A 23483-nucleotide genomic window follows, 5' to 3' on the forward strand; every position below is an offset into this window, starting at 1 on the left:
GAATTAGTCAGTGATGGAGAGTTGCTAGCAGAAGTTGAGGCGAAAGCTGATACTTGCCAAGAAAAGGAAGAAGCCGGATGAAAATGACTAATGTAATAAACGCCATAGAGTCTCCGTTTGACGGTATCGTCAGCGCATTTTTCTTCGAGTCTGGCGAATTAGTCAGTGATGGAGAGTTGCTAGCAGAAGTTGAGGCGAAAGCTGATACTTGCCAAGAAAAGGAAGAAGCCGGGTGAAGATGACTAATATAAGAGACACCATTGAGGCTCCGTTTGACGGCATTGTCAGTGCATTTTTCTTTGAGGCCGGTGAACTCGTTAGTGACGGTATGTTGCTTGCTGAAGTTGAGGCTCTTGAACCTGCTAAAACAGAGGAAAGTGCATAACATGACAAGCTCTTATCCTAAAAAGGTTAGCATCTTTGAAGTTGGCGCTCGTGATGGCTTGCAAAACGAAAAGCCGGTTACTACTCAAGATAAGATAGCCCTAATTGAAGACTTAGCCGCTGCTGGCATAAAGCGTATTGAAGCTGCCAGCTTTGTGTCACCTAAATGGGTACCACAGATGGCAGATTCAGCCGATGTGCTTCACGGTATTACTCGTAAAAATGATGTTACCTACAGCGCGTTAACACCCAACTTAAAAGGCTTGGAACTTGCGCTTGACGCTGGCGCCGATGAAGTGGCCATTTTCGGCGCCGCCTCAGAAAGCTTTAGTCAAAAGAATATCAACTGCTCGATTGAAGAGTCTATTGAGCGCTTTATCCCTGTCATGGAGCTGGCTCAGGCTAAAAATATTCCCGTTCGCGGCTACGTATCTTGTACCTTAGGTTGCCCTTATGAAGGAGAAATTGCAGTCAGTGAAGTGGCTCGAGTGTCTGAATTACTTTACAAAATGGGCTGCTATGAGATCTCACTTGGCGACACCATAGGCGTTGGCACACCGCTCAATGCCCGTAGAATGGTGGAAGCTGTAGCTCAGGTGGTGCCTATTGATAAACTGGCTCTGCATTTTCATGACACCTATGGCCAAGCTTTAGCAAACATTCTGGCTTGCTTAGAAACGGGTGTCAGCGTTATCGACTCATCGGTTGCTGGTCTTGGTGGTTGCCCTTACGCCAAAGGCGCATCGGGTAATTTAGCCACCGAAGATTTAGTTTATATGCTGCATGGGCTTGGCATCGAAACCGGTATCGACTTAACTAAACTGGTTAATGCTGGCAATAAAATCAGCCAAGCCCTCGGTCGCCAATCGGGTTCAAAGGTGGCTAGAGCCCTCAGCGAATAAAAAGCCCTCAGCGAATAGAGAGCTCTCGGCGACGAAAGATCAGAACTCAAAATCTAGGACCTAGTACCTAAGTCCTAGCATTGACAGAATAAGGAAATAACAATAATGGTAGGACTAAATAAAGGGCTAAATAAAGTAGTCAGTAGTTACGAAGAGGCTTTAAAAGGCCTAAGTAACGATATGACAGTAATGGTTGGTGGCTTTGGCTTATGTGGTATTCCAGAAGGCTTAATCGCCCAAATGGTCAAAACGGGTGTCACAGGGTTAACCGCTATCTCAAATAACGCTGGCGTCGATGACTTTGGTTTAGGCCTGTTATTAAAGAGCCGTCAAATCGATACCATGATCGCTTCATACGTGGGTGAAAACGCCACCTTTGAGCAGCAGATGTTATCTGGCGAGCTTAACGTTATCTTGACTCCCCAAGGCACCTTAGCCGAGAAAATTCGTGCAGGTGGCGCAGGCATCCCAGCCTTCTTTACCGCAACAGGCTACGGCACACCCGTTGCTGAAGGCAAAGAAACCCGTGAAATCGATGGTCGACACTATGTGTTAGAACCAGCGCTAAAAGCGGACTTTGCGCTAGTGCGTGCATGGAAAGCCGACACCATGGGTAACTTGGTCTTCCGTAAGACCGCAGCCAACTTTAATCCAATGATGGCAACGGCAGGCAAGATCACCGTGGTAGAAGCCGAGCATATTGTAGAGCCGGGTGAGCTCGACCCTGACCATATCCATACCCCAGGCATTTACGTGAATCGCATCATTCAAGGTAAGTTTGAAAAGCGCATCGAGCAACGCACTGTTAAACCAGTCTCTGACTCAGACCCCAAAACAGAATCAAAAGCATAAGGAGGCAGCACCATGGCATTATCAAGAGAGCAACTGGCACAGCGTGTAGCACAAGAACTCCAAGATGGCTTTTACGTTAACCTAGGCATAGGTATCCCGACTTTAGTGGCCAACTATATTCCAGAAGGCATAGATGTAATGCTGCAATCGGAAAATGGTTTATTGGGTATGGGCGAGTTCCCAACCGAAGAGACTATCGATGCCGACCTAATCAACGCCGGTAAGCAAACAGTTACAGCGGTAGATGGCGCATCGTTTTTCTCATCCGCTGAGAGCTTTGCCATGATCCGTGGCGGCCATGTGGACTTAACGGTACTGGGCGCATTCGAAGTCGATGAGCAAGGCTCTATCGCCTCGTGGATGATCCCCGGCAAGCTGATTAAAGGTATGGGCGGCGCGATGGACCTCGTGGCTGGCGCCGACAATATTATTGTCACCATGATGCACGCCGACAAGAAAGGTAACTCAAAGTTACTGCCAAAATGCGAGCTGCCATTAACAGGATTTGGTTGTATTAAGCGCGTATTAACCGACTTAGCCTTTCTGGAAATTAAAGAGGGCGCGTTTCACCTATTAGAGCGTGCACCTGGGGTATCTGTTGAAGAGATTGTCTCAAAAACTGCAGGTAAACTCGTGGTACCTGAGCATGTGCCTGAAATGACGTTTTAGTTAATGCTAACTAAAACTATCTAAAGGGATATACCAATCAAAAACGCAGCCAATTGGCTGCGTTTTTTTTATAACCAAAGCTTAAAGCTATTTTGCAGCTACAGCTTCATCAACTGTCGGTTGTACAGCAGCGCTAACAGAGTCCGCTGTAGAATCAGTCGTAGACTCTGCAGCAGGAACTTCACAATCATAAGCATTAGCAATCATGGTCACAGAACCTGTAAAGCCAAGTGGTTTGTAGAGATAGATGGTGTCAGCATCAAGCTTAGCAGCCTTGATACGCATTTCATTAAGCGTGCCCCACACCATATCTTTATCGGCATGTAGCCAATAGTCATAAAAGTGGCCTTGTGAACCAATAACAGTCCCTTTAAGTTCACAACCTTGTAGAGAGAGGGTGTCATCCCATAACACTTTTACTGTGTTGGACTCATCTGTTGGGAAGGTAATACAAGCAGTAAGGCTTGAGCACATCAGGGCGATGGCAGCCAGTTTTACAAATTTCATGGTTTACAGTCAAAATTAAACGGGACGCGATAATATAGACTTTCTTATTCCAAGGGAATCCACCTAGATCACAGTTCGCAGCTGTTTTCCCCTACTGCAATACTATTCTTCGAAGCTTCTTTCCAACTAAACATTACTGTCCAAAAGGATGTACTTTAGATAGCGCTAGTAAGTCACTTCTAACAAAACCGAGCTGCTCAGCGTAAATAATCAAACTTTTAATGCCAACCAATAAACGTGACTGTACCTGCGAAACCCTATCGTCATTCATTGGTGTCCAAGCTTATGCTAAAAATGCCTCTACATTTTGAATAATCCCATGCAATGGCAACCAAGCTAAATGGCTATTCTTTGCCGTATAACCTTTTAATAAAGAAATAGGGTGACTCCCACCGTTGGAAGTTGAAATACCGATAGCAAATGCCGGTTTATGGGCTAAAGGTAAACCGTTAGCAGAGCCATTGGCTGATAAAAGAAAAAGATTAATTAATGCGGGAGGGATCATGCCGCCCCACTCGGGAGTGATAAATACCACTGCATCACAAGCATAAAGCAGACTTAGCACTTCAGCTTTATCGTTATCAAGCGAAGTGACATCATCCCTGCTCGTTCCATAATGCTCTAACAAGCTAGGATAAAGCGATAAATCTAAGATACCTGATTGGACGCTATCTAGATCATTTAGAATATTTGTTTGTAAATACCTAGCGACTTCGATGCTATTAGAGTCCGCTCTTTGACTAGCACTCACCAGTAGAATATTCAATATTGTCGCCAATCCTTAGTAAGACCATCACAAGTTGTCGCTATTTTTTGCTGCTTTTACTCTGCAAAATGTCAAATCTGATTAAATTCCATTTATGCCGTTCCTGTAATAATGTTGTCGCCTCTATCATCGAAGCTTTCAATACACATCAAGTTATCATTTGCCTAAGTATGAGTATCCTTATTATTTCTCAACTTCCAGGCCTCACCGTCTTCAACACAAAAAAATTCCGCGAAGCGTAAACTTCCCGGAATCTTATTTTGTCTCTAGACATGGCACAATCTTACTGCCAAGTTGCAGCAAAACTTACTGCCGAATTACAGCAAAACCTAACGCTTATTCTCCACCATTTGCAGCTTTATATTCTGTTTCCCATTTCGGCACGACTTTCTCGATAAAGATGGCTTTGTCGGCATTCATCTTATCCATATCCATGCCTAACACCGCTTGAGCTTTAGCTTTAGTTGAAATATCAGGAATGGCTACCGCGGTTTTAACGCCTTGAGTATCCAATACTTTCGCAAGCTTAGCACGGGCCTCTGCAGATTTAGTCAGTGAGGTCTCTAGAATACGCAGTCCCTCTTCCGGCGCATGCGCTGCAATACCGTGAGATGCAATGGCAAAGTCCCAGCGCCACTGTGCATGACGAATATCGGTTAACGCTGCCGTCATTTGCTGCTCTGATGCCCCAGCTTTCCATGCTGCAGCGGCTTCAAAGTGCGCTTTAACCAGTTCAGCCTCTGCCTTAAGTTTTAATGCATTGACCTTATCTTTATTCGCTTGAACTAAGGACTGCAATTGCTCTTTGGTCTGCTCATGACAATTTGCACAGGTAAATTCAAACTTATCAAATGGGCTGCCAACATTGTGGTCTGTGTATTCCTTACCCTCAGCATTGGTGACTCGCGGCATATGGCAATCAGTACAAGATACGCCCATATCACCGTGCATGCCTAGGGCCGTTGTTTCATACCCAGGATGCTGCGCTTTTAACATTGGCGCCTTTGATAGTTGATGGGTCCAGTCTTTAAACTTCAACTTGTCGTAGTAAGCTTCCATATTCTCTACTGTGGTGCCGTTATCCCAAGGGAATTTAACCCAATTTGGATGTTCCTCAGTTTTCTCGAAGTAATACTCCACGTGACACTGACCACAGACCATATTTTGCTTCTGGCTCTTATCTGCCTTGTCAAACGGCGTACCAATCGCTGCAAAGGCACGCTCGGCAAATGGCCTTGCCACCCTTAGCTTTGGCGTTCCTGGTTTATGGCAATCTGCACAACCAATAACATTGACGATTTCAGGGCCACCTTTGGCCCACTTACCTTTAAAGTATTCCCCTTCACCTTGCCCCTCTATCACCCTTGGCACGTCGGGACTTTTACAGCTCCAACAAGCCATAGGCATAGGGCCTTCGTCTTCTTTCATTGGTGCACCGGTTCGTAACGTGGTTCTCACGTCTGTGATCGCATATTGGTGCCCCCTTGGCGCATTGTAATCCTTAGAGAAACCATATCCCGCCCAGAGAATAACCAAATTTGGATCACCCGATAATGCATCTGAAACCTCTTTGCTTTCAGCGGTTTTCTGCCAGCTTTGGTATTGCTTAGGGAAACGTTTTTCATATTGTGCATTGTCTGCGGGGTTAGTTTTTGCGATTGCAACGCTGCTTAACAAGCCGATGCAAACTCCCGCGATCAATGGAACTTGGTATGATCTCATAAGGTATCCATCCGTAATATAAGGGTATTGTGATATATAAAATGTAGTCGCTACATGCTTGATGTCAAAAGCTATAGCAAATTAATTTTGTGTTTGATAAACAAAGGAGATTTCAACAAAAACCAAGATAGGAAAACAGCTGAGTTCGAACTAAATCAGCCCTGCAATTAACGGCTTTAATTCAGGTTTGTTTTTATCGATAAAGATTAACTAGAGTGAACTTCGTTTCAAAAAATAGAAATGTCTGCTGTGCAATCAATCTCTTTGTCTAAAGTTAGAGGAAGAGGTTCACTCTGTATTGTTAGGAGTTGGAGGCAATTTTGAAAATAGAACTATCAGGCCAGCAAACCGTTTCTGTATTTCAGCTAACCGCTGTATTTAGTATGTTGTTTGCCTTAGTGGGCTTTAGTTATAACGTCTGGCGTATGGAGATCACCGAATATAACAGCAATATGCGTTCGGCCAGTTTTGAGCTGCTATTGCAGTTATCTGAACTAGAGTCTATCGTCTACGCCGCCCATTACGATCAAGATTTAGTTTTAGGTAGTCCGCGTAAGGGCTGGGTAAAAGTTAATTTGATTGCCGATTTGAGTATGATAACCGAGCCAGAAATCAGCGTGGCCGCAAAGGAGCTAAAGCTGAGCTGGCAAGCAAATTGGCAGCAATTACCCGATGATGAGGCTAGTGCACAGGCTGTTGTGACAAAAATAGATGAGACTCGCGCTCAAGTCAGGCAGCTACTTAAACAGTTAGATTAACCTTACTCAAATAGAGTCTGTGCCCTGAGTCACTCACAGCTAGTATCGGTAACGATTAGTGAACACTTTATACTTTGCAACAGACACAATCTAAAAACAGTCGCCAAGGAAAGCTCTTCCGTTGACTCTATTTTTTACGCCCTTATCACCTTCACCCAGGCTAAATGTGCGGACAATCTGTCCGACAATTATGGGAATAAGGCATAAAAAGCCCAAAAACCAACACCAACGCCACGCAACAACAACCAAACCACAACATTCGTGCTGATATCTTTGCTAGAAATCACAAAATACAATCAGAAATAAGCACTACAAAAATAATGAGAGCCGCACAATATTCATCTGACTCGATCACAATATAAAATTTAAAATAAAGGTCGAAAAATGAATAACAACATTGATTGGATATATTTACACAATGGGAAATCAATCCAAGTAACAACAATAACTCCAATCCATAGTTTTACAAATGAAGTAGATTTAAAAAACATGTACAGCATTAGCACCTCTGATCCAGAAGCTCTTAACAGTGCGAGGTATATCTTAGCGAAGAACAATGTAATTAATAGCAAATCTATTAACATCCCAGTAAGAATGAGGAATAAACACATAGCGTTATTCTGTTTGCACCCCCAACATTCAAATACTATTACTGGAATACTTATACTTTATTCAACTCAGCGGTATGAAGCTAACGACATAGACATCACCTTAAGAAGAGTTATTTCAACAATACAAGAAAAAGAAAAACAAAACATAAACAACAAGGGGATAAACTCAAAAACACAAGCAATTATAAAATTAACAGCACTAGGCATGAGTTCAAAAGATATTGCAAAACTAATTGGTTTATCGACTAGAGGAGTTCAGTACCACTTGGAAATTGCAAAAAACATCCTAGGCGCAAAAAACAACCCTAATTTAATTTTAGAAGCAATTAACAACAATCTTATATAGAGAAATAGATAATGAATAATAAATTACTGGGAGCCTTAATGTTTTCAGTGCTATTAGCTGGCTGTGGCGATGATAACACCAAAAATCCAGATAATATAAAGCCTGTTGAACCCGCTCCAGACTCTACAGCACCTAAAAGCAACGATCCCGTTTGGAAATACGTTACTCATGGTTACATAGGTCTAGACGGAGTAAGTGAATCAAGAGGTAAAGTTCATGTTTCCTTAGGTCGAAGGTTTGATGAAGTTCAAACTTGGGGGTTCGCTTGTCAGTTAGGGGCTAACGGATTACCGTCTACTGTTGTTGTAGAAGAACATGGAAAGAAAGTAACCAAGCAACTATATCCAAAAGATGCTGACGGTACATTTGATATTAGAGCCGCTTATCAGCTAAATAAACCAATGGACGAACTTACTGATGAAGATAGAAATAAGTTCTTTAGCACTGATTGTATTACACGAAGTAAAAAATTTAGCATTGATGGTAACGAATATTATGAAATGCTAAGAGTAAGAGCTACGAACCCAGAACTAAGTGCATCACTAGATAGAAATGGACACGATGTATTTGCTGATTTCAACAATGACGGTAACATCGTTCAACTAGATGCATCTGAAAATGGTATTGATAACCCTCGCCCTGTTATTGGTGAAAATGGTGATGGACAAGTTGAGTTAGAAATTGATTTAGACGAAATGAACAAATGGTTAGAGAATGTTGGTGACCACTTAGGTAAAGGCACTGCAAGACCTGACATTTATCAGCTTAATCATTTTTCAGCATTTGACTTATTCCGATACATTGACTTTATTCGTGATGACCTTGAAATCAACATCACTGCAGTACCTTTCCACAGCAGCAAACATGGATACTCAAAATTAAAAATAGATAATTATGAGCTATCAGAACTGAACACTTACGAGTTTACAGTTAATTGGGATGTCAATGGAGACGGTAAATTCACAGAAGTTGACAACTCTTACATTTCTAGCAAGTTCGATAAATACAACCGTCAACTAGAGCTAAGCCATGACAAGAGCTATCCTGCTTACTTTGAAAGTAACAGATGGCACTTTAAAGCAAATGGCGATAGAGGTATTGATAGAGGTGATAGACAACTTCTTACTGCTTTCAACTATATCAATATTGACAGATTCTCAATCAGAGAGGGTCAAGATGTTCGATTCTTCCCAGAAGCTCCAACCTACACTGAACGTAGACAATGGCTTTGGAGAAATGATATTGAACGCCATATTAACCAAGGCGGTAAAATTAACGTACCAAACGAAAAAGCATACCCTATAGATGACAAGGGGCGCCCATACACTTACGTTAACGACTTCTATTTCTTTGATGGTGATTTCTATGATAGAGAATCCGCCACAGAGGAAGATTACCACCAATACGCGCTAGATATGAAAGTCTATCCAAGCAATCTTAGAAGCGATATGTATAAGCCCGGTGTGATTACAGCTATCGACATTATGCTATCTTCCAATACTCATATGGATGAAAAAACAGGTGAGTTCCTACTTAACGATATTGACACACCAAGGTTTGAGCTATCATTCTGGCCTCTGATGGTGAGTGGAGCTATTGTTAATCAGTTTGGTGTTGAACGCGCACCTATTTTCGGTATTGGCAGTGGCGCAAGTGTGGGTAATGGCTTATGGATGAACTTTGCAAACAAATATGCCATGGAAGAATTTGGGGCAATGGTAACTGATTGTGACCATTACAATATCGATGGTGAACAAATTTTTTACAAAGGTAAACCTTTACCTGACGTTAAGAACACAATAGTACTAGACTTAAAAATGTGTTTCTTAAACAACAGAAACAACAGTCAAGGCGGCTACTTTACTTACGATATGTTAAGCTCAACACACTTACCTTATGGTATTGAAGAGTTTGAATTAACTATCTACCCCCAAGGCCGAGATGCTAAATACCCAGTGTATGATGTAAATGACACTCATGACTATGTGTTCAATAGTGGCGCTGTAACCATGCACAAAATGGACTCTAAAACGTATCCTGCGGTTGCACCGGATATAGCAACAGTTAGCAGATTAACAACGCCAACAGAGGATAATCCATCTGGTAGCGCAGCAGTTCTTAAAGAATCACATTTTGGCTGGAAAGTTGCAGATTGTACGCTTTGTCATAATGAGGCAAAAGACCCGAAAGGACACGGTGGCTCAAGTTGGCCTGTAAACTCAGCTAGCGGTTTCGATACTGTGCAGCCCTATTTCTGTGCAAGCTGTCACGGAAGCAATGGCGCACCTGAAGCTCACGGAGCAATTACAACCTGCTTTTGGTGTCACTCTGCTAACTCTGATGGAGGTCTTCCAAATCATGGAGATGCTGGCGCTCTATTCTTGAGAAAGCAAGATGAATTCCTTGGTAACGTAGAGTTCGGTAGTAAACGTTCCCCTAACACTTGGGGTGAGCAAGATAAATATCCAGATACTCACATGCCGAAAAACTCGACTTATCTAATGTCAAAAGAATGGCCTGATCCTTGGGCCTGTGGTACCTGTCACATTGACAAGCAATAAGTAAACAGCAAATAAGGCGCTACGGCGCCTTATTTGTATTTTGAAACAGTCTAACGAATAAAGCTATTCCCTTTACGGTCTATCATGGTCCGCATGGCCAATAAGACTTTGTTGTGATCAATAGAATAGTTAGCTGACGACCATTCTAATTGATTCATCGCCACGTCACAAAAGTCCATAAGTTCAAATATGGAACTTTTTTTATCGGAGAGGAATATATGCCTTGAGATAAATAAGCTCCCTCTAGATATCAAGGCTAAATGTTTAAGCACCAACTTTATTTCTTCTTCTGTAGCGATTAACTCACCACTATTTACAGCCTCTACAAACTGAGAAAAGCGAAACTTTTGTATATTGGAAATCAATTTATTTAAGTCTTCGAGTATACTGTCTGATGCATTATCAAATACAAACTTATTGGTGCTTAGAATGTCTATCCCAGTTCTATCAGGAAAAATACCACGAACAAATATTTGTAGGCATGCCAAACAAGCTATTTTTTCTTTCGTGGTAAGTTGATAGCGATGGAAGTCTTTTGTTATATCAAAAAACTCAGAGAGTGTTTTATAGTAAATATATGCTAGTAATTCACTTTTAGATGGAAAGCAACGATACAGTTTACCTGCAGATATTCTATACCTATTACGTATATCACTAAACGAGAAGTCTAGGTCACCATTCTCATCCATAATATTAACTGCATACTTAGCAATCTCCTCTCGACCGACTATACATTTAATTTTATTCATGTTGTCATATGAAAAACAAAAAACACATAATACACAACCAACCTAATAAAAATAGAGACAAGGTTAACAATAACGAGTTATTCTCTAAAAGTTGTAATTAATATGAATCACTAAAATAACTTATTAAACATTATGTGCATTTAATTTCCTAGATAGAAATACTATGCAATTGCTTTGTTATAGAAAAAACCAAACCAAAGATATCAGCAAGTACTTAATAATGAGACTAGCAATTAAGCGGTAACTTGATTAACCGGCATATAAAATAAAGCTACTGACCCAGCTGACGTGGCCAGTAGCTTAACTGAGTCGCAAAACTATTTTACTGCGGCTACAAAAGCGATTTCAACAAGGTAGCTAGGGTCTGCAAGCTCAACCTTTAAACATGCACGGCTAGGTGCGCAGCCTTCTGGTAACCAGGCTTGCCACGCCTGATTAAATACTGCCACATTGGCAAAGTCAGTGACATAGATAGTCACTGATAACAAACGAGATTTGTCACTACCCACGCTAGCTAAAGTCGCTTCAGCCTGAGCAAAGACCTGTTCTGTTTGGCTGAGCATATTGCCTTCAACATCGGCGGCAATCTCAACAAAATGCGCCATATTATTAAACACGGTTGCATCAGACCAATTAGCACATGGATTAACGCGTTGAATATCCATTTTAAACCTTAAAAATTCATCATATATAGAAGGCTGATTTTAGCAGAAATGCACCACAGTCCTAGTCAATTTAACACCTTAAGTCGATTATGCAGCGTCAAGCACATATAGAGATAATCCAAAATGCTAAACTAAACACTTAGCTTGATTTCGCCTCGATTTTGAGGCCGTTTATACGAGATTTTGATTTAATGACTCTGAGACGCTCATTAGGCCAGCAGTGGAGTAAGTCGATTCTTGCCCACAGACTTGCTTTAACCTTACGAAGCAGTGACAAGGTACAACAACTGTTTGGCGGCGCAACCTCACTTGCAACCGTGACTAACACCATATCTGCATTAGTATTTGCTGAGGGCGAACCCGTTTGGCTACCGCCTATGGATAGCAGCGAACAGACAGCACTTGAGCAAGAGCTTGCCCTGCACTGTTTATTTGCAGCCAGTCGTTTATTGTTTGTCAAAGAGATTGAGCAAGGCGAATTAGGTCAGTCGGAGCACCTAGTGCTGACGATTAGCTATCAGTGGAGTCAATCGCTTATCAACCCAAGCGCAGGTAGCCAAAATAACGCAGCGCCACTCGATGATGACGCTAAGCAGCTTTGTCAGCTATTACAGACGATTAATACTCAGCTAGAGAAAGTGCGTAGCGAAAAACGCCAGTCTAGCCGAAATATGGGCGGCCACGGTTAACATCAAGCAGTATAAAACTCAACCAATCAACGGGCATTTAGCCAATAAAAAAGCCCGCAATTGCGGGCTTTTACATCTTTAATTAATCAATTAGCGGAATAAGCGCTTTTCCAGCGCTAACACTTGGAAATCTTGTTGCAGTTGCAGTAAGAAGTCTGTGGTTAGCAAGGCAACGCCGCGATAAAAATCAGTCTTGGCGTGCTCAACGGCTAACTCACAACAGCGCAGTGCCCAAGGCAACAAGTGCTGCTGCAATAACACTTGAGTAAAGCGGATCAAAGCTTGGTTATCTGCTTCGCTCTGCAAGCGACCAAATGTTTGGTCAAGTACAGCGAAAAACAAACCTATATGGTCGATGGGTTGCTTGTAATCAAGTTGCAACTCAACGCCATGAGCCCGATAAAAATCCATCAATTCAACCGTGGTTCTATCGTTAATTAACTGCTCTTCGCACAGGTAAACTGAGCCTTGCGGCACAGCTGTCGGTTCGCCTGGTCCAAAGAAAAGTTGGCCGTAATCCAGCTTTAAAGTAATTAATGCCTTCTCTGCATCTTCCGCACTCGCTTCACTCGACCATTGCTGTAAAAAATCTCCCAGCAATTTGCGACCTGTGCTATTTTGCTCGCGGCTGGCAAACTCTGGCCAACTGCCAGCAACATCGCACTCTTTTAGCCCGTCGACAAAATCGGCCTCAGGATAACGAATAAGGCAATGATGCAATATTCGCGCTAGTCCTTGATACTCGACAAAGTCCACTGCAGCGATAGATGAATGAGCTAAGGTTGATTGCGTTAATGGCTGCGTTTTTGAAGACATAATTTACCTTACAAGCTAAGCGGGCTATCAAGCCCGCTGCTGATGTACTATTTAAAGACCTTAATACTTAACCTCTTACTGAAGTTATACTTCAGTTGGGTTAAGGATATCGCCGCCTTGTCCGCCATTCACGTTAGCCTTAATGATAAGGTTTGGTGAAGTGATTGACTCTGGTGGTAATGGTGCAATGTGACCATCGCCGTTACCGTATTTAGCGCGTAGGTTATCCATAGTGTCAAAGTCTAGTGCACGTAGCGGACAAGACTCAACACATACAGGCTTACGCCCTTCAGCGATGCGCTCAAAACAACCATCACACTTGGTCATGACTTTACGTTCACGGTCAATTTGTGGCGCGTCATATGGACATGCACGAGCACAGCTCTCACAACCGATACATAGGTCTTGTGCAACGTGTACTAGACCATCTTCGCGGCGTTTATGCATGGCACCAGTTGGACAAGCTTTAACACACACAGGCTCAGAACAGTGGTTACAACCAATAGACATGTAGTAAGCAAATACACTTTGCTCGAAACAGCCATTTTGGCCTTCAGTCCATTGCCCACCACCGTATTCGTACACACGGCGCCAAGTTACGCCATTTAGTGCAGGCACGCCATTTTGTTCAGGATTAGTATTGTTACGGATCTCGTTACCTTGACGGTCTTTACAAGATACATGACATGCTTTACAGCCAGTACACTTAGTGCTGTCGACGTAAAAACCGTATTGAGTTGCTTCAGTCATAATTAACTACTCTCTTAAATCTTTTTAATGGCAACACGAATAGTGTGCTGTGGGTTACCTTTAGCGACAGGGCTAGGCTGGTAGCGTGTTAACGAGTTGATTGCGCCGCCTTCATCAACGATGTGGCCAGTGCTGCCTCGCTTGTTACCAGGGTTGTACCAAGCACCTTGTCCTAGGGCAAATACACCTGGAGCAACACGTGGCGTGATACGTACAGTGACTTCAACAGAGCCGCGTTCGTTGTACATCTCAATCTTGTCGCCAGAGCTTAAGCCGTGCTTAGCGCCGTCCATTGGGTTAACCCAAACAGCGTCTTCTACCGCTTCACGTAACCAAGGTACGTTGTGGTAGCTTGAGTGAGTACGGCCCTTAGTGTGGTAACCCGCTAGCTGAATTGGGTAATCTTCTTTAGTGCCTTCATCTTCATAACCGTCCCACGTTACCGTGTACTGTGGAATAGCTGTGATAGTGTCGCCCTTAACGTTTGTAGGATTTTGAGTACTGTTCTCTTGATCCCAGTTAGCCGCGCGCCATGCTAGTTCAGCAGAGTAGATTTCAATCTTGCCACTTGGTGTTGAAAGCGCTTTGCCTTCTTTAACAAAGCTTTGCAGTGCAACGTGGTTGTCGTTCATGTTCTTACGGAAGAAACCAATTTCTTGTGCTTCTTTGTAAGTAGCCGGGAATGCTGGAGAAACACCGATGTTGTTGCTGTTAGCTTTAGTGCTTTGATAAAGCTCTTCTAACCACTCATCTTCGTTCTTGCCATCTCTAAAGCCAGCGCCAACGCCCATCTTGTCGGCGATCATCGCAGCGGCTTCATACATAGACTTACAATCCCACATAGTCTCAACAGAAGAAGACATTGCAGTTAGGTAGCCTAAAGAGCCAGAAGCGTATGAATCGTTAACTAAGTCGTTTGATTCTAACCAGCTGGTATCCGGTAGGATGATGTCAGCGAACTTAGCGCCCGGTGTCATCCAGCAATCACAAGAAACGATGAATAAGTCTTCAGCAGTGCGGAAGATTTCAGCCGTATTGTTGATTTCAGCGTGCTGGTTGAGTAGCGAGCTATCAGATGCTGACAGGATGAACTTAATGTTCGCGCCAAGTGGCGTATCTAAACCGTCAGTACCACGAACGCCGTGACTACGCGCCGTCATGGTTTCACCATTTAGGATCGCTTCAGACCAAGTGAAGAAAGAGATGCTTTCTTTAACTTCATTCTTACCTGTTGGAATACCTGCACGAGACATACTGCTCATGTATGGCAATTCACCGTTTGATGCGCCGCGAGTACCAAGCTTGCCGGTTAGCACTGATAGCATGTATAGAGAACGCATGCTTTGCTCGCCGTTTGCTTGACGGTTAACACCCGCACCAACAACGATGTAAGGCGCTTTAGCTGTCATTAGCTTGCCAGCGATGTAGCGGATTTTCTCTGCAGAAATACCACAGATTTTTTCAGCCCATTCAGGTGTTTTAGCCTCAGTGTAAATACCTTGACCTAGAATGTAGTCTTGGTAGTTTTCATCTGAATTCATCACCTTAGCGTATTCTTGATCAGTCGCATCGCTGCTAGCTGCAAAAATCGCTTTTTGATCTTCAATTGACTGCTTGTTAAAACCAACTGAATGCTCAAGTACAAACGGTAGAGATTGACCAGCAAAGTTAGCGTGGTTGATCATCACATAAGCAACCGCTTCAGCAAACGCTGCATCAGTACCTGGACGAATTGGTAACCAGCTTGATTCTTTACCTAACATAGAGTCAGTGTAACGAGGGTCAATCATCACCACTTCTAGGCCGTTGTTTCTTTGCAGCGCCTGTAAGTAATCGTAACCTTCACCAGAACCCGATTGACGGATCTCGCTTGGGTTGTAAGCAACGCCTAAGAAGAAGTCACTGTCTTCAATAGTGATGGTTGACGAACCGCTAGTACTGCCAGTACCAAAGGTGTGCTTCGCCGCTTCCATCTGCTGCGCCCAAGAGTAGTTACCATAAGCATTTAGGCAACCACCATTTAGGTTAAATAGACGGTTGAAACACGCATTTGATGCAAAACCGTAGTAAGCACCAGAACCGTAGCTGCGGAATACTGACTTAGCACCATTCTCTTGTGCGTAAACAGCCGATAGTTTTTCAGCGATAATGCTAGTCGCTTCGTCCCAGCTGATTGGTACAAATTCTGCTTTACCACGCTCGCCAACACGCTTCATTGGTGTTTTTAAACGGTCTACGGCGTAGTTTCTTTGACGTAGTGAACGGCCACGAGCACAAGCACGTACTTGATGTAGACCGTAGTTGTCTTCAACTTCATGGTCGGTTTCAACACGGGTCACGATACCATCTTTAGTGAAGACTTTAATTGGACAGTTAGAACCACAGTTAACTAGGCAAGATGACCAGTTCACCACTTCGTCTGTAACAGGCGGTTGTGGTGGAATAACATTGGCATCATCAGAGCTTGAATTACAGCCGGTAACTGTTGCGGCGCAGCCCAGCGCGGCACTCATTTTTAAGAAACTTCTACGTTCCATAATCTTGTTTTCCTCAAACTTATTAATATCTGACTCGACTTATTTCAGCTTGTAGCTGAAGGTCAACATCAGTTGATGGGCGTTGTAATTGTGGTTCAGGTCACCCAAGGTGATTAAACCTGGAATGCTATCGGGGGTGACCGCAGCACTGTCTGTATCAAAATAACGTTCAAACTGGTAAGCCAACTTGACTGCCATTTGTTCTGAAATCAGGTATTGACCGTATAAACTCACGCTGTGGTTATAGGAGTAATAGCTGCCATAACTGTTTGGATTCGAGTTGCCTGAGTTGTAACCATTAACACCGGTATTGCTAGATGAGTTAGCAAATAGGTAGTCACTACCTAAAATCAGTCTGCCATCCATGAGTCCTGTGTAAGTCGCACCCAGACCTAGGTTAATGAATTCATCATTCACTTCTGTGTGCCAAACAGATGCTTGGTCACCGTTTTGGTCTGAATCGATCCACTGCTGACCAGCAAAGGCATAAACAGATAGAGGTTCAGCGATTTGTGCATGGACACTCATGTCGTAACCGTAATCTTTAGCCTGAGTGAGGCCGATTTCAGTTGCGTCATAGTCGTCATTGGCGTAGTAAGTGCTAACATCGAAGGTTAACCACTCAAGCGGCGCGTAACTTGCTCTTGCGTTAACTTCTGTGCGCTTGCGATCGGCAAGGTTGTACTTGCGCATTAGCGATTCGGTTTCATCGCTGGTTAGCTCGTTCGCTTGGTAGTCACTACCGCCGCGCTCGCCATAGCTCACACCAAAATCTAGGGTTAGCTTGTCTATCGCACGGATGTTTAGCTTGCTCCAAAACTCATTATCACGGGTTTCTTCACGCTCACCATAGCTGCGCTCAACTTGCTTATAGTCGTAACCAGCCTGTAAGCGGTAACCACTGGCAATACGGTAGCTAGCGTTGGTTTTAAAGGTTTGACGCTCAATATCCATTGGCACGTTTTGTTTAAACGCACCTGACATTGAATTGAACTCGTATTGAGCAAAATCAAATACCGATGAGCGGTTATCACGCTTGCTGTAGTCATAGCTTGCGCCTAGACGTAAGCGACTGCTGACTCGCGTGCTAGCCGCTAGGTTTGAGCTTAAGGTATCAACCTGGCCATCCCAGTTTTGAATTGGGTTGCCGCTCATCTGAATAAGATCTTGATCTTGGATCATACGACCCGTCACCACGCGACCGCTAAAGACACTAGAAGCTAAACGGTACTGGCCAGACAAAGACACTTGGTGCGCTTGATTGTCTGGCGTTGCGCTATAAACGTCATAGGCATATGGCAGACTTAAGTCACCCATATTGTTGTCATAACGTGAGCCGTTGTAGCTCAGTTCTGACAACCAGTTAGCGCCGTCAAGTACCACACCTGCACTGAATTTATCTGTGGTTTCATCAACCGCTTCAGCAAAGTTAGTTGGCGTTGGGCTAGTTAGGCTTGCACTGCGGTGACCGGTTTTATCTTCACGGTCATAGCGTGCATAGCTACTTAGACCTAGGCCCATCACTTGTGAGAAGTCATACTCAAAACCGATACCACTGCGCTGTCTTTGGAGAGCTAAATCTAACACTCGGGTCTGCTCACTTGGCGTAAGCATGCCATCGTTTTGCCAAAGATTGGTCGAAGCATTGCTGCCTTGGTTAGTGGTAATCGTTTGATAATCGAGATCCAGCTTATAGTGACCGCTTTTACCGGCCTCCATAGTGATAAAGCCATTATCCATACCTAGCTGATGAGCTTGAACTTTAGCTTTATAGCCCGACTTTTGATAACGAAGGTCACTGTTTACGCCAGCGATAGCGCCGTCATCACCGGTGCCAAACTGATTGATAGCATGGTTGTCATCGGCATCAATCGCGCCAACACTCACACCAACACTGCCAGTGTAACCTTGGGACTCAACACAACGCTTACACTGATAGTTAGCCGTTTTGCCTTCAGTGATATTGGCATTTTGCACACCAAAATCAGCCGCAAACGCGCTGGTCCCAGCACCTAGCAAGGCTAAGGTGATCAGGTTTAATGAAAAAGGTTTAATTAAACGCATATTTGTCACTCCTAGACTTAACGGGCAAAGTTGCTGCCAGCAGGATGGTTAGAACCATGGATCTTGCTATGGCAATTTAAACAACTCTTACCCGCACTGAATGCATCTAGACCTGCTTGGCTTGTCATGCGGCTCGCATGGCCGTCGTCTGCATGACATTGCTGACACAACTGTGGAGTGCGCGACTTAAGTAGGTTGTCGTTAACACTGCCGTGGGGAGTATGACAGCTTGAGCAGTCTTCCATTACCGGGGCATGCTCCCATAGGAATGGGCCGCGCTTGTCGGCATGACACTCGGCGCAAGTTTCGTTAAGGCTTGGCTTAATCAACGCACTTTCGGTCATCGAACCGTGTGGGTTGTGACAATCGATACAGGTCATCTGATCCCACTTCATTGGGTGCGATGAACGCTTGTTCATATCGGCTTTAGCGCGGGTATGACAAGAAGTACAGGTGTCGTTAACCGTTAAACGGTCAAGGGCTGGATCTTTTGCCGCGTGAACATTATGACAGTCGCTACAAGCCACTTCTTCTAGGTTGTGGGTACTGTTATGCCATGCCATCTGCTTAGGATCGTTATGACAACCTTGGCAAACACTATTTTGTGTTTCAGCAGGCAGTTTGCTATCAGGGCTGAAGCTAATCATTGGCTCTTTGCCACCACGATTGTGCTTACCTAGCGGTCCATGACAGGCTTCACATTGGATGCCGGCCATTGGTGATTTGCTGTTATTCATGTCACCGTGAACGCCGTCAAAAATCGCCATGACTTTGGCATTCTTTTTATGACACATCAGGCAAGAGTCTGCTCCTTTTGGAGAGTACTTACCTTCATTAAATTTCTCTGTTAATTTTTGTTCGAGTTGCGTTGAATCAAGCTTATCCCATGGGGTCGCTTGAGCAGGCAGAACACTGATAAGAATCGTGAGTAAACTGCTAGCCATTAATTTGGCCATAAAATTCACTGACTTCATGGTTTTTATTGTGGACATTAACTACAGGCCGGTTATATATCGAAGTGGGTATTTTATTGAAATGGGATATCTAAATTCAAGATTATGCATATCTCAAAATAACTTGAGGCTTAAAGCAGGTTTTCGTAAAAAGCGTCTATGAGTTCACAATATAAAGATGCAATAAAGATACAAGTTAAAATCAGCACAATAGCCAATAATCCATATTATCAGCAAGATACAGATTATTTGAGAATGATTATTATCTTTAGCAGTTATTAATATAGAGCTAAAATGTAAATCAATTGATTTGAGGTGATGATTTTTTTGAAGCTAGATCACTAACTATTTCTAAATCATTCAAGATTTAACAGCAGATACTCAATAATAAGTATGAATTTCGAGCTAAAACTCAATGATTCATTCCTCTTAAATAGCCAAGGTAACCATTATTTCGTCTACTTGAATAGTAAAACACCCAAAACAACAGGCTAAACACCTGTCTAGCCTGGACTTTGCGATATTTTAGCCTCCCCCTGCTTTTTAGACGAAGGGGTTTAGAAGGATGGACTTAGATAGAGGAATTTAGACGAAGTGTTTTAGACGGATGGACTTAGATAGAGGGTTACCCCCCTCCTCTGCGCCACCGATGAGCAACAGATACATCAAGTAAAGTATTTATTCTTATTGGTCATTCGCCTATTATTTTGTAAAGGCTTAGAACGACTCAAAGGACGAGCATTGCAAGATTTACAAAGAAAGTTACTCGGCAAGTTAGAAAATAAAATTCCCCCACCTATCGTTACGCTGATTTTCGCATTTTTCATGTGGGCCATTGCATTGTTAGCGTCCAATGACAAAGTTACAACGAGCGTTCCCACACTATTAGATATCAAGTTTATCGCCATCGGCCTATTTTTGATCTTAGGCATGCTTTCAGCCATTGCGGGGGTCATTAGCTTTAAACGAGCCAAAACCACGGTCAACCCACTAAAGCCTGAAACCGCTTCAGCACTCGTGGCCTCAGGAATGTATAGATTAAGTCGTAATCCTATGTATTTAGGTATGACATTAGCTTTATGTGCTTGGGCTTGTTATTTAGCATCACTTTGGAGCATGCTCGGAATTGTAGGCTTTATGCTTTATATGCAGCGATTTCAGATCCAACCGGAAGAACGCGCACTTGAAGCAATATTTGGTCAGGCATTTATCGACTATAAAAAAAGAGTCAGGCCCTGGATATAGCAGTATAGAGTTATCGGTACTTAGCTAAGTACATAGCAAAGGGCAAGCACTGGATCCACAGTCGTGCTTGCCCATAGAATTCAAATAAGCTCACTAAATAAAATAACTAAATGAGCGACTTTTTCGTCATTTGTAGCTGCTTGAGTCGCTTTTCAGTCAATTCAAGCTTACAGCCCACCATTAAAGGTAAACTCATTGAGCCGTCGGCATGAGTCAGCCTAACCACCCGACACACATCATTGCGATAGCTTAACCAAGACTCTTGCGCGGTCTTGATCGCGCGACTTAAATCAGCATTATTTGTGGCATTTAAGTATTGATGAATTGTGTCAATCAGTAATGCTATTTTCAATTCAACACTTGCCAAGCTTCGCTGAGTGCATTTAACCATGCCCTCAGTGTTGTATGCTTGCTCAGATTGGCAATCGATTCCAGCTGCAGGATCATTACCTAAAATAACCGTACTGACTTTAGTCGGTAGATACCAAGCACCACCCATGGCTATTTCACGACAATCCCCTGTTGAATAATCGTCTGCTAAAATGAAATCACTACCGTTCCAAATTAACCGCCTTGCCGAAACACAGTCGGCGATACCACGCCCTTTCATAAACTCATCAATGATACCGTTGGCGTAGTTTGTCGCACTATCGGTAATAAACTTGGGCTCAATATTGGGGTTATCATCGACAATCCACACCCCGTCGCCATAGTTATAGGCTGCAGACCAACAAGGTGCGGTGACCACCAGCAGATGCTCACTAAGCCTAGCGACATTCAGGTCTAACTTACCATCTTCTGCAGGGGCAATATCACACGACTGATTTACAGCGGTTTGTATTCTAGATATGAAGTCAGAATTCTTTGCTAATGCGCTATCAGCGTCTGTCGTGACAGGCAACGGCTCAGGTATTGAAATAACAGGAGCTTGCTTTGGCTGCACAATATTTGTGGTACGCGGGCCCTTTTTAACTATCGCAAACGGCGTGTTAACTAAGCCTTGAAAATCATCCATTTTTAACAAAACAGCGGTAGAGCCTGTGGTAGATAAACGCCACTCTTCCCCTGCACTACTATTAAATTTAATAGCAACATTGCCCTTCATGGTCAACGCGTTAAGCAAATGGCTAACTTGCTCTTTAGTTAACTCACGCTCATCACTAAAACTCATACCCAACTCTTCATAAGCTGGCATTTTAGCCCCTAATTGGCTCTGGTAGGAGTCATTAATGGTCAGTGCGATTGCCTCATTTGGAGTTTGATTGCTATCAACTTTATATGAGCTTGCGCCGAACTTAACTTTGCCTTTTATCTGGGCGTTAGCTCCGGCAGCTCGCTCAAATATCACAGAAACCGGAGCGTACTCCCCCAGTTTATTTTGCTGTTCTGAATTATGATAACCTACGGCGCGGCAGGTGTTAGTACTATCACACACCACTTGCCAGTCACCGTGAAAAAAGCTCAGCCCTTGCCCTGCTGTAACCGATAAAGAAATGAATAGTGAAATGAATAGTGAACAAAACCCCACTAGCCCTTTAAAACCCTGCATTTGTTCAAGCTCCAAAAATAATGACTTAACCCAATGGTCTATTACGGAGTGACGCTGATCTTGACCTAGAGTTTGAAATTAAGCTTACAGCCACACCGAGCATCAGCTTGCTGCTGTAATGTAACCCTCGAATATGATTCAACAGCACTTTGACTTTGTTATACGAGTCACAAAAAAGTCATCAACTGCAAGCGCTTCCCCCCGTAGCATTGTAATGCTTAAACCAATGCCGATAAACTACTGTATTTATTATTTAAAAACATTAGACCGAATCGCTCCCATCATTCGCGTTTATTAAGACTTCATCTTAGGCCACTACAAAAATGCCAAATGCTATCTCAACATTGATGCAAACTCAGCTCGGAAAGGCGCTGTTTGTTATTGCCATACCGCTGCTGCAATTTATCGGTCCCAACTTTCTGATTGGCGTTGTACGTGTCGACCATGAAGGCGTAGGTACAGGTCTACTGTTTATCTTTAAATGCTTAATTTGGGTAAGCGCACTGGTGATTGGCAGCTTAGTGTTTTCCAAGCTTTATTATAAAAGCATCCGTTACGGTTTATGGGCAAACGCTCCGCTCGCTATTTGGATCCTTTACCAGTTATCACAAAACCTCCCCTACCTTTTATCTTAAAAATAAGTTCAACGCGTATCGTCACCGAAAACACTAAGGAACGGCATGGCTAATATCTTTGCGCCAAAAACCACCAAAACGCAAAAAGTGCTGGGGTATTTTTTTATGTTGCTACTGGCACTCATGATGATTGCCGTATTTAGCAACACCTTAGTCAATGACGTGCTGTACGAGCGACTCAGCTTATTCGCTGCAACGCTATCGCTGCTTTTGCTAATAGCCCTATTTTGGGGGTTAAAGCAGAAGAATTCATGGATAAGAGTGAACCTAGATAATCAGCCTCGCAGCCCGATAAAAGTGATCTTATCTGTCACTATCGGTATTCCCATTTTATTGCATTTTGCACTCGCTAAAGGCTTACCTGTACTGCTGCATAGTTTTACTGCCGACAAAGCCGTTGTTATTGCCACCATAGATGATAAACGTTTTGGCTATTACAGCCGCACCTGCGATGGTGGTCTATACCTTGGAGGTTATCGTTTCTGGGGCAACGATTACATCTGCGGCATTAAAAAAGAGGATTGGGATAGCTATCAATCGGGAGACAAACTCGCGCTATATGGTGATAAATCACTATTTGGGTTTACCTACCAAAAATACACCCTGCTCACCAATGAGTTATTACAACAGATTATTGCGCAATCAGCCGCCTTAAGAGCAGAAGCTATCACTGGAAAAAAACCTATGAGTCTTGAACAGGCGCGAAAATTTATTGCAGATCCAGACTCAAACTCAAAAAGGTTACCCCAATAA

The 23483-nt window shown here is 43.3% G+C and carries 22 protein-coding genes and 1 pseudogene; 12 read left to right on the plus strand and 11 right to left on the minus strand.

What is annotated here, in order from left to right:
• Positions 1–104: 104 nt before the first annotated feature.
• From Q1A86_RS03990 to Q1A86_RS04010, 5 genes and pseudogenes are all read left to right on the plus strand, one after another.
• Positions 105–236 (plus strand): annotated as a pseudogene (locus tag Q1A86_RS03990) (3-methylcrotonyl-CoA carboxylase); the annotation flags it as partial.
• Positions 237–238: 2 nt separating this feature from the next.
• Positions 239–385 (plus strand): 3-methylcrotonyl-CoA carboxylase, encoded by a 147-nt coding sequence (locus Q1A86_RS03995; RefSeq protein WP_299803160.1) that lies wholly within the window; start codon positions 239–241, stop codon positions 383–385.
• A 1-nt stretch (position 386) separates the two neighbouring features.
• Positions 387–1286: a hydroxymethylglutaryl-CoA lyase gene (locus Q1A86_RS04000; RefSeq protein WP_299803162.1), complete on the plus strand. Its 900-nt coding sequence runs from the start codon at positions 387–389 to the stop codon at positions 1284–1286.
• A gap of 105 nt (positions 1287–1391) precedes the next feature.
• On the plus strand, positions 1392–2138 hold the full coding sequence (locus Q1A86_RS04005) for a CoA transferase subunit A (protein WP_299803164.1): 747 nt from the start codon (positions 1392–1394) through the stop codon (positions 2136–2138).
• Positions 2139–2150: 12 nt separating this feature from the next.
• A complete protein-coding gene (locus Q1A86_RS04010; RefSeq protein ID WP_299803166.1) occupies positions 2151–2807 on the plus strand; it encodes a 3-oxoacid CoA-transferase subunit B in 657 nt (218 codons plus the stop codon).
• Positions 2808–2894: 87 nt separating this feature from the next.
• Here the strand turns inward: Q1A86_RS04010 and Q1A86_RS04015 are convergent, their stop codons facing one another.
• From Q1A86_RS04015 to nrfA, 3 genes are all read right to left on the minus strand, one after another.
• Positions 2895–3314 carry a DUF4156 domain-containing protein gene (locus tag Q1A86_RS04015; protein ID WP_299803168.1) on the minus strand — a complete coding sequence of 140 codons (420 nt, stop codon included), beginning with the start codon at positions 3312–3314 and terminating at the stop codon, positions 2895–2897.
• 283 nt (positions 3315–3597) lie between these two features.
• Entirely contained in the window at positions 3598–4080 is a 483-nt protein-coding gene (locus Q1A86_RS04020; protein ID WP_299803170.1) for an NAD(P)H-dependent oxidoreductase, read from the minus strand.
• A gap of 336 nt (positions 4081–4416) precedes the next feature.
• On the minus strand, positions 4417–5802 hold the full coding sequence (gene nrfA / locus Q1A86_RS04025) for an ammonia-forming cytochrome c nitrite reductase (protein WP_299803172.1): 1386 nt from the start codon (positions 5800–5802) through the stop codon (positions 4417–4419).
• Positions 5803–6122: 320 nt separating this feature from the next.
• On the opposite strand from nrfA, the gene Q1A86_RS04030 reads away from it, so the two are divergent.
• The 3 genes from Q1A86_RS04030 to Q1A86_RS04040 all read left to right on the plus strand — a co-directional run bounded on the left by Q1A86_RS04030 (position 6123) and on the right by Q1A86_RS04040 (position 10078).
• Positions 6123–6560, plus strand: coding sequence for a hypothetical protein (locus Q1A86_RS04030; protein WP_299803174.1), 438 nt, complete (start codon positions 6123–6125; stop codon positions 6558–6560).
• Positions 6561–6944: 384 nt separating this feature from the next.
• Positions 6945–7517 (plus strand): hypothetical protein, encoded by a 573-nt coding sequence (locus Q1A86_RS04035; protein WP_299803177.1) that lies wholly within the window; start codon positions 6945–6947, stop codon positions 7515–7517.
• 11 nt (positions 7518–7528) lie between these two features.
• Positions 7529–10078 carry a hypothetical protein gene (locus Q1A86_RS04040; RefSeq protein WP_299803179.1) on the plus strand — a complete coding sequence of 850 codons (2550 nt, stop codon included), beginning with the start codon at positions 7529–7531 and terminating at the stop codon, positions 10076–10078.
• 50 nt (positions 10079–10128) lie between these two features.
• Here the strand turns inward: Q1A86_RS04040 and Q1A86_RS04045 are convergent, their stop codons facing one another.
• Together Q1A86_RS04045 and Q1A86_RS04050 are read right to left on the minus strand one after the other, a co-directional pair.
• Entirely contained in the window at positions 10129–10827 is a 699-nt protein-coding gene (locus Q1A86_RS04045) for a TetR/AcrR family transcriptional regulator (RefSeq protein WP_299803181.1), read from the minus strand.
• A gap of 317 nt (positions 10828–11144) precedes the next feature.
• Positions 11145–11492, minus strand: a complete 348-nt coding sequence (locus Q1A86_RS04050; protein ID WP_299803183.1) for a RidA family protein — start codon at positions 11490–11492, stop codon at positions 11145–11147.
• Between the two features lie 191 nt (positions 11493–11683).
• Between Q1A86_RS04050 and Q1A86_RS04055 the strand changes: the two genes are divergently transcribed.
• On the plus strand, positions 11684–12181 hold the full coding sequence (locus tag Q1A86_RS04055) for a hypothetical protein (RefSeq protein ID WP_299803185.1): 498 nt from the start codon (positions 11684–11686) through the stop codon (positions 12179–12181).
• A 90-nt stretch (positions 12182–12271) separates the two neighbouring features.
• Here the strand turns inward: Q1A86_RS04055 and Q1A86_RS04060 are convergent, their stop codons facing one another.
• From Q1A86_RS04060 to Q1A86_RS04080, 5 genes are all read right to left on the minus strand, one after another.
• Entirely contained in the window at positions 12272–12997 is a 726-nt protein-coding gene (locus Q1A86_RS04060; protein WP_299803187.1) for a molecular chaperone TorD family protein, read from the minus strand.
• Between the two features lie 84 nt (positions 12998–13081).
• The gene (locus tag Q1A86_RS04065; RefSeq protein WP_028768110.1) at positions 13082–13747 is read right to left on the minus strand and encodes a DMSO/selenate family reductase complex B subunit; all 666 of its coding nucleotides are present in this window, start codon (positions 13745–13747) and stop codon (positions 13082–13084) included.
• Between the two features lie 14 nt (positions 13748–13761).
• Positions 13762–16284: a DMSO/selenate family reductase complex A subunit gene (locus Q1A86_RS04070; protein WP_299803191.1), complete on the minus strand. Its 2523-nt coding sequence runs from the start codon at positions 16282–16284 to the stop codon at positions 13762–13764.
• A 39-nt stretch (positions 16285–16323) separates the two neighbouring features.
• Positions 16324–18348 carry an MtrB/PioB family decaheme-associated outer membrane protein gene (locus Q1A86_RS04075; protein WP_299803193.1) on the minus strand — a complete coding sequence of 675 codons (2025 nt, stop codon included), beginning with the start codon at positions 18346–18348 and terminating at the stop codon, positions 16324–16326.
• 17 nt (positions 18349–18365) lie between these two features.
• The gene (locus Q1A86_RS04080) at positions 18366–19304 is read right to left on the minus strand and encodes a DmsE family decaheme c-type cytochrome (RefSeq protein ID WP_299803195.1); all 939 of its coding nucleotides are present in this window, start codon (positions 19302–19304) and stop codon (positions 18366–18368) included.
• Between the two features lie 822 nt (positions 19305–20126).
• Between Q1A86_RS04080 and Q1A86_RS04085 the strand changes: the two genes are divergently transcribed.
• The gene (locus Q1A86_RS04085) at positions 20127–20546 is read left to right on the plus strand and encodes an isoprenylcysteine carboxylmethyltransferase family protein (protein ID WP_299803911.1); all 420 of its coding nucleotides are present in this window, start codon (positions 20127–20129) and stop codon (positions 20544–20546) included.
• A gap of 106 nt (positions 20547–20652) precedes the next feature.
• On the opposite strand, the gene Q1A86_RS04090 is transcribed toward Q1A86_RS04085, so the two are convergent.
• The gene (locus Q1A86_RS04090) at positions 20653–22095 is read right to left on the minus strand and encodes a DUF1176 domain-containing protein (RefSeq protein ID WP_299803196.1); all 1443 of its coding nucleotides are present in this window, start codon (positions 22093–22095) and stop codon (positions 20653–20655) included.
• 323 nt (positions 22096–22418) lie between these two features.
• Here Q1A86_RS04090 and Q1A86_RS04095 point away from each other — a divergent pair, with 323 nt between their 5' ends.
• Together Q1A86_RS04095 and Q1A86_RS04100 are read left to right on the plus strand one after the other, a co-directional pair.
• The gene (locus Q1A86_RS04095) at positions 22419–22730 is read left to right on the plus strand and encodes a hypothetical protein (protein WP_299803198.1); all 312 of its coding nucleotides are present in this window, start codon (positions 22419–22421) and stop codon (positions 22728–22730) included.
• A 45-nt stretch (positions 22731–22775) separates the two neighbouring features.
• The gene (locus Q1A86_RS04100) at positions 22776–23483 is read left to right on the plus strand and encodes a hypothetical protein (protein WP_299803200.1); all 708 of its coding nucleotides are present in this window, start codon (positions 22776–22778) and stop codon (positions 23481–23483) included.

The sequence above is a fragment of the uncultured Shewanella sp. genome, assembly GCF_947497935.1.
GTDB lineage: Bacteria > Pseudomonadota > Gammaproteobacteria > Enterobacterales > Shewanellaceae > Shewanella.

Bases quoted from the DNA above. Each gene is read 5' to 3' on its own strand.
- Q1A86_RS03995 (WP_299803160.1), top strand. From the start codon at position 239: ATGACTAATATAAGAGACACCATTGAGGCTCCGTTTGACGGCATTGTC.
- Q1A86_RS04000 (WP_299803162.1), top strand. From the start codon at position 387: ATGACAAGCTCTTATCCTAAAAAGGTTAGCATCTTTGAAGTTGGCGCT.
- Q1A86_RS04005 (WP_299803164.1), top strand. From the start codon at position 1,392: ATGGTAGGACTAAATAAAGGGCTAAATAAAGTAGTCAGTAGTTACGAA.
- Q1A86_RS04010 (WP_299803166.1), top strand. From the start codon at position 2,151: ATGGCATTATCAAGAGAGCAACTGGCACAGCGTGTAGCACAAGAACTC.
- Q1A86_RS04015 (WP_299803168.1), bottom strand. From the start codon at position 3,314: ATGAAATTTGTAAAACTGGCTGCCATCGCCCTGATGTGCTCAAGCCTT.
- nrfA (WP_299803172.1), bottom strand. From the start codon at position 5,802: ATGAGATCATACCAAGTTCCATTGATCGCGGGAGTTTGCATCGGCTTG.
- Q1A86_RS04035 (WP_299803177.1), top strand. From the start codon at position 6,945: ATGAATAACAACATTGATTGGATATATTTACACAATGGGAAATCAATC.
- Q1A86_RS04040 (WP_299803179.1), top strand. From the start codon at position 7,529: ATGAATAATAAATTACTGGGAGCCTTAATGTTTTCAGTGCTATTAGCT.
- Q1A86_RS04045 (WP_299803181.1), bottom strand. From the start codon at position 10,827: ATGAATAAAATTAAATGTATAGTCGGTCGAGAGGAGATTGCTAAGTAT.
- Q1A86_RS04050 (WP_299803183.1), bottom strand. From the start codon at position 11,492: ATGGATATTCAACGCGTTAATCCATGTGCTAATTGGTCTGATGCAACC.
- Q1A86_RS04055 (WP_299803185.1), top strand. From the start codon at position 11,684: ATGACTCTGAGACGCTCATTAGGCCAGCAGTGGAGTAAGTCGATTCTT.
- Q1A86_RS04060 (WP_299803187.1), bottom strand. From the start codon at position 12,997: ATGTCTTCAAAAACGCAGCCATTAACGCAATCAACCTTAGCTCATTCA.
- Q1A86_RS04065 (WP_028768110.1), bottom strand. From the start codon at position 13,747: ATGACTGAAGCAACTCAATACGGTTTTTACGTCGACAGCACTAAGTGT.
- Q1A86_RS04070 (WP_299803191.1), bottom strand. From the start codon at position 16,284: ATGGAACGTAGAAGTTTCTTAAAAATGAGTGCCGCGCTGGGCTGCGCC.
- Q1A86_RS04075 (WP_299803193.1), bottom strand. From the start codon at position 18,348: ATGCGTTTAATTAAACCTTTTTCATTAAACCTGATCACCTTAGCCTTG.
- Q1A86_RS04080 (WP_299803195.1), bottom strand. From the start codon at position 19,304: ATGGCCAAATTAATGGCTAGCAGTTTACTCACGATTCTTATCAGTGTT.
- Q1A86_RS04085 (WP_299803911.1), top strand. From the start codon at position 20,127: ATGTGGGCCATTGCATTGTTAGCGTCCAATGACAAAGTTACAACGAGC.
- Q1A86_RS04090 (WP_299803196.1), bottom strand. From the start codon at position 22,095: ATGCAGGGTTTTAAAGGGCTAGTGGGGTTTTGTTCACTATTCATTTCA.
- Q1A86_RS04095 (WP_299803198.1), top strand. From the start codon at position 22,419: ATGCCAAATGCTATCTCAACATTGATGCAAACTCAGCTCGGAAAGGCG.
- Q1A86_RS04100 (WP_299803200.1), top strand. From the start codon at position 22,776: ATGGCTAATATCTTTGCGCCAAAAACCACCAAAACGCAAAAAGTGCTG.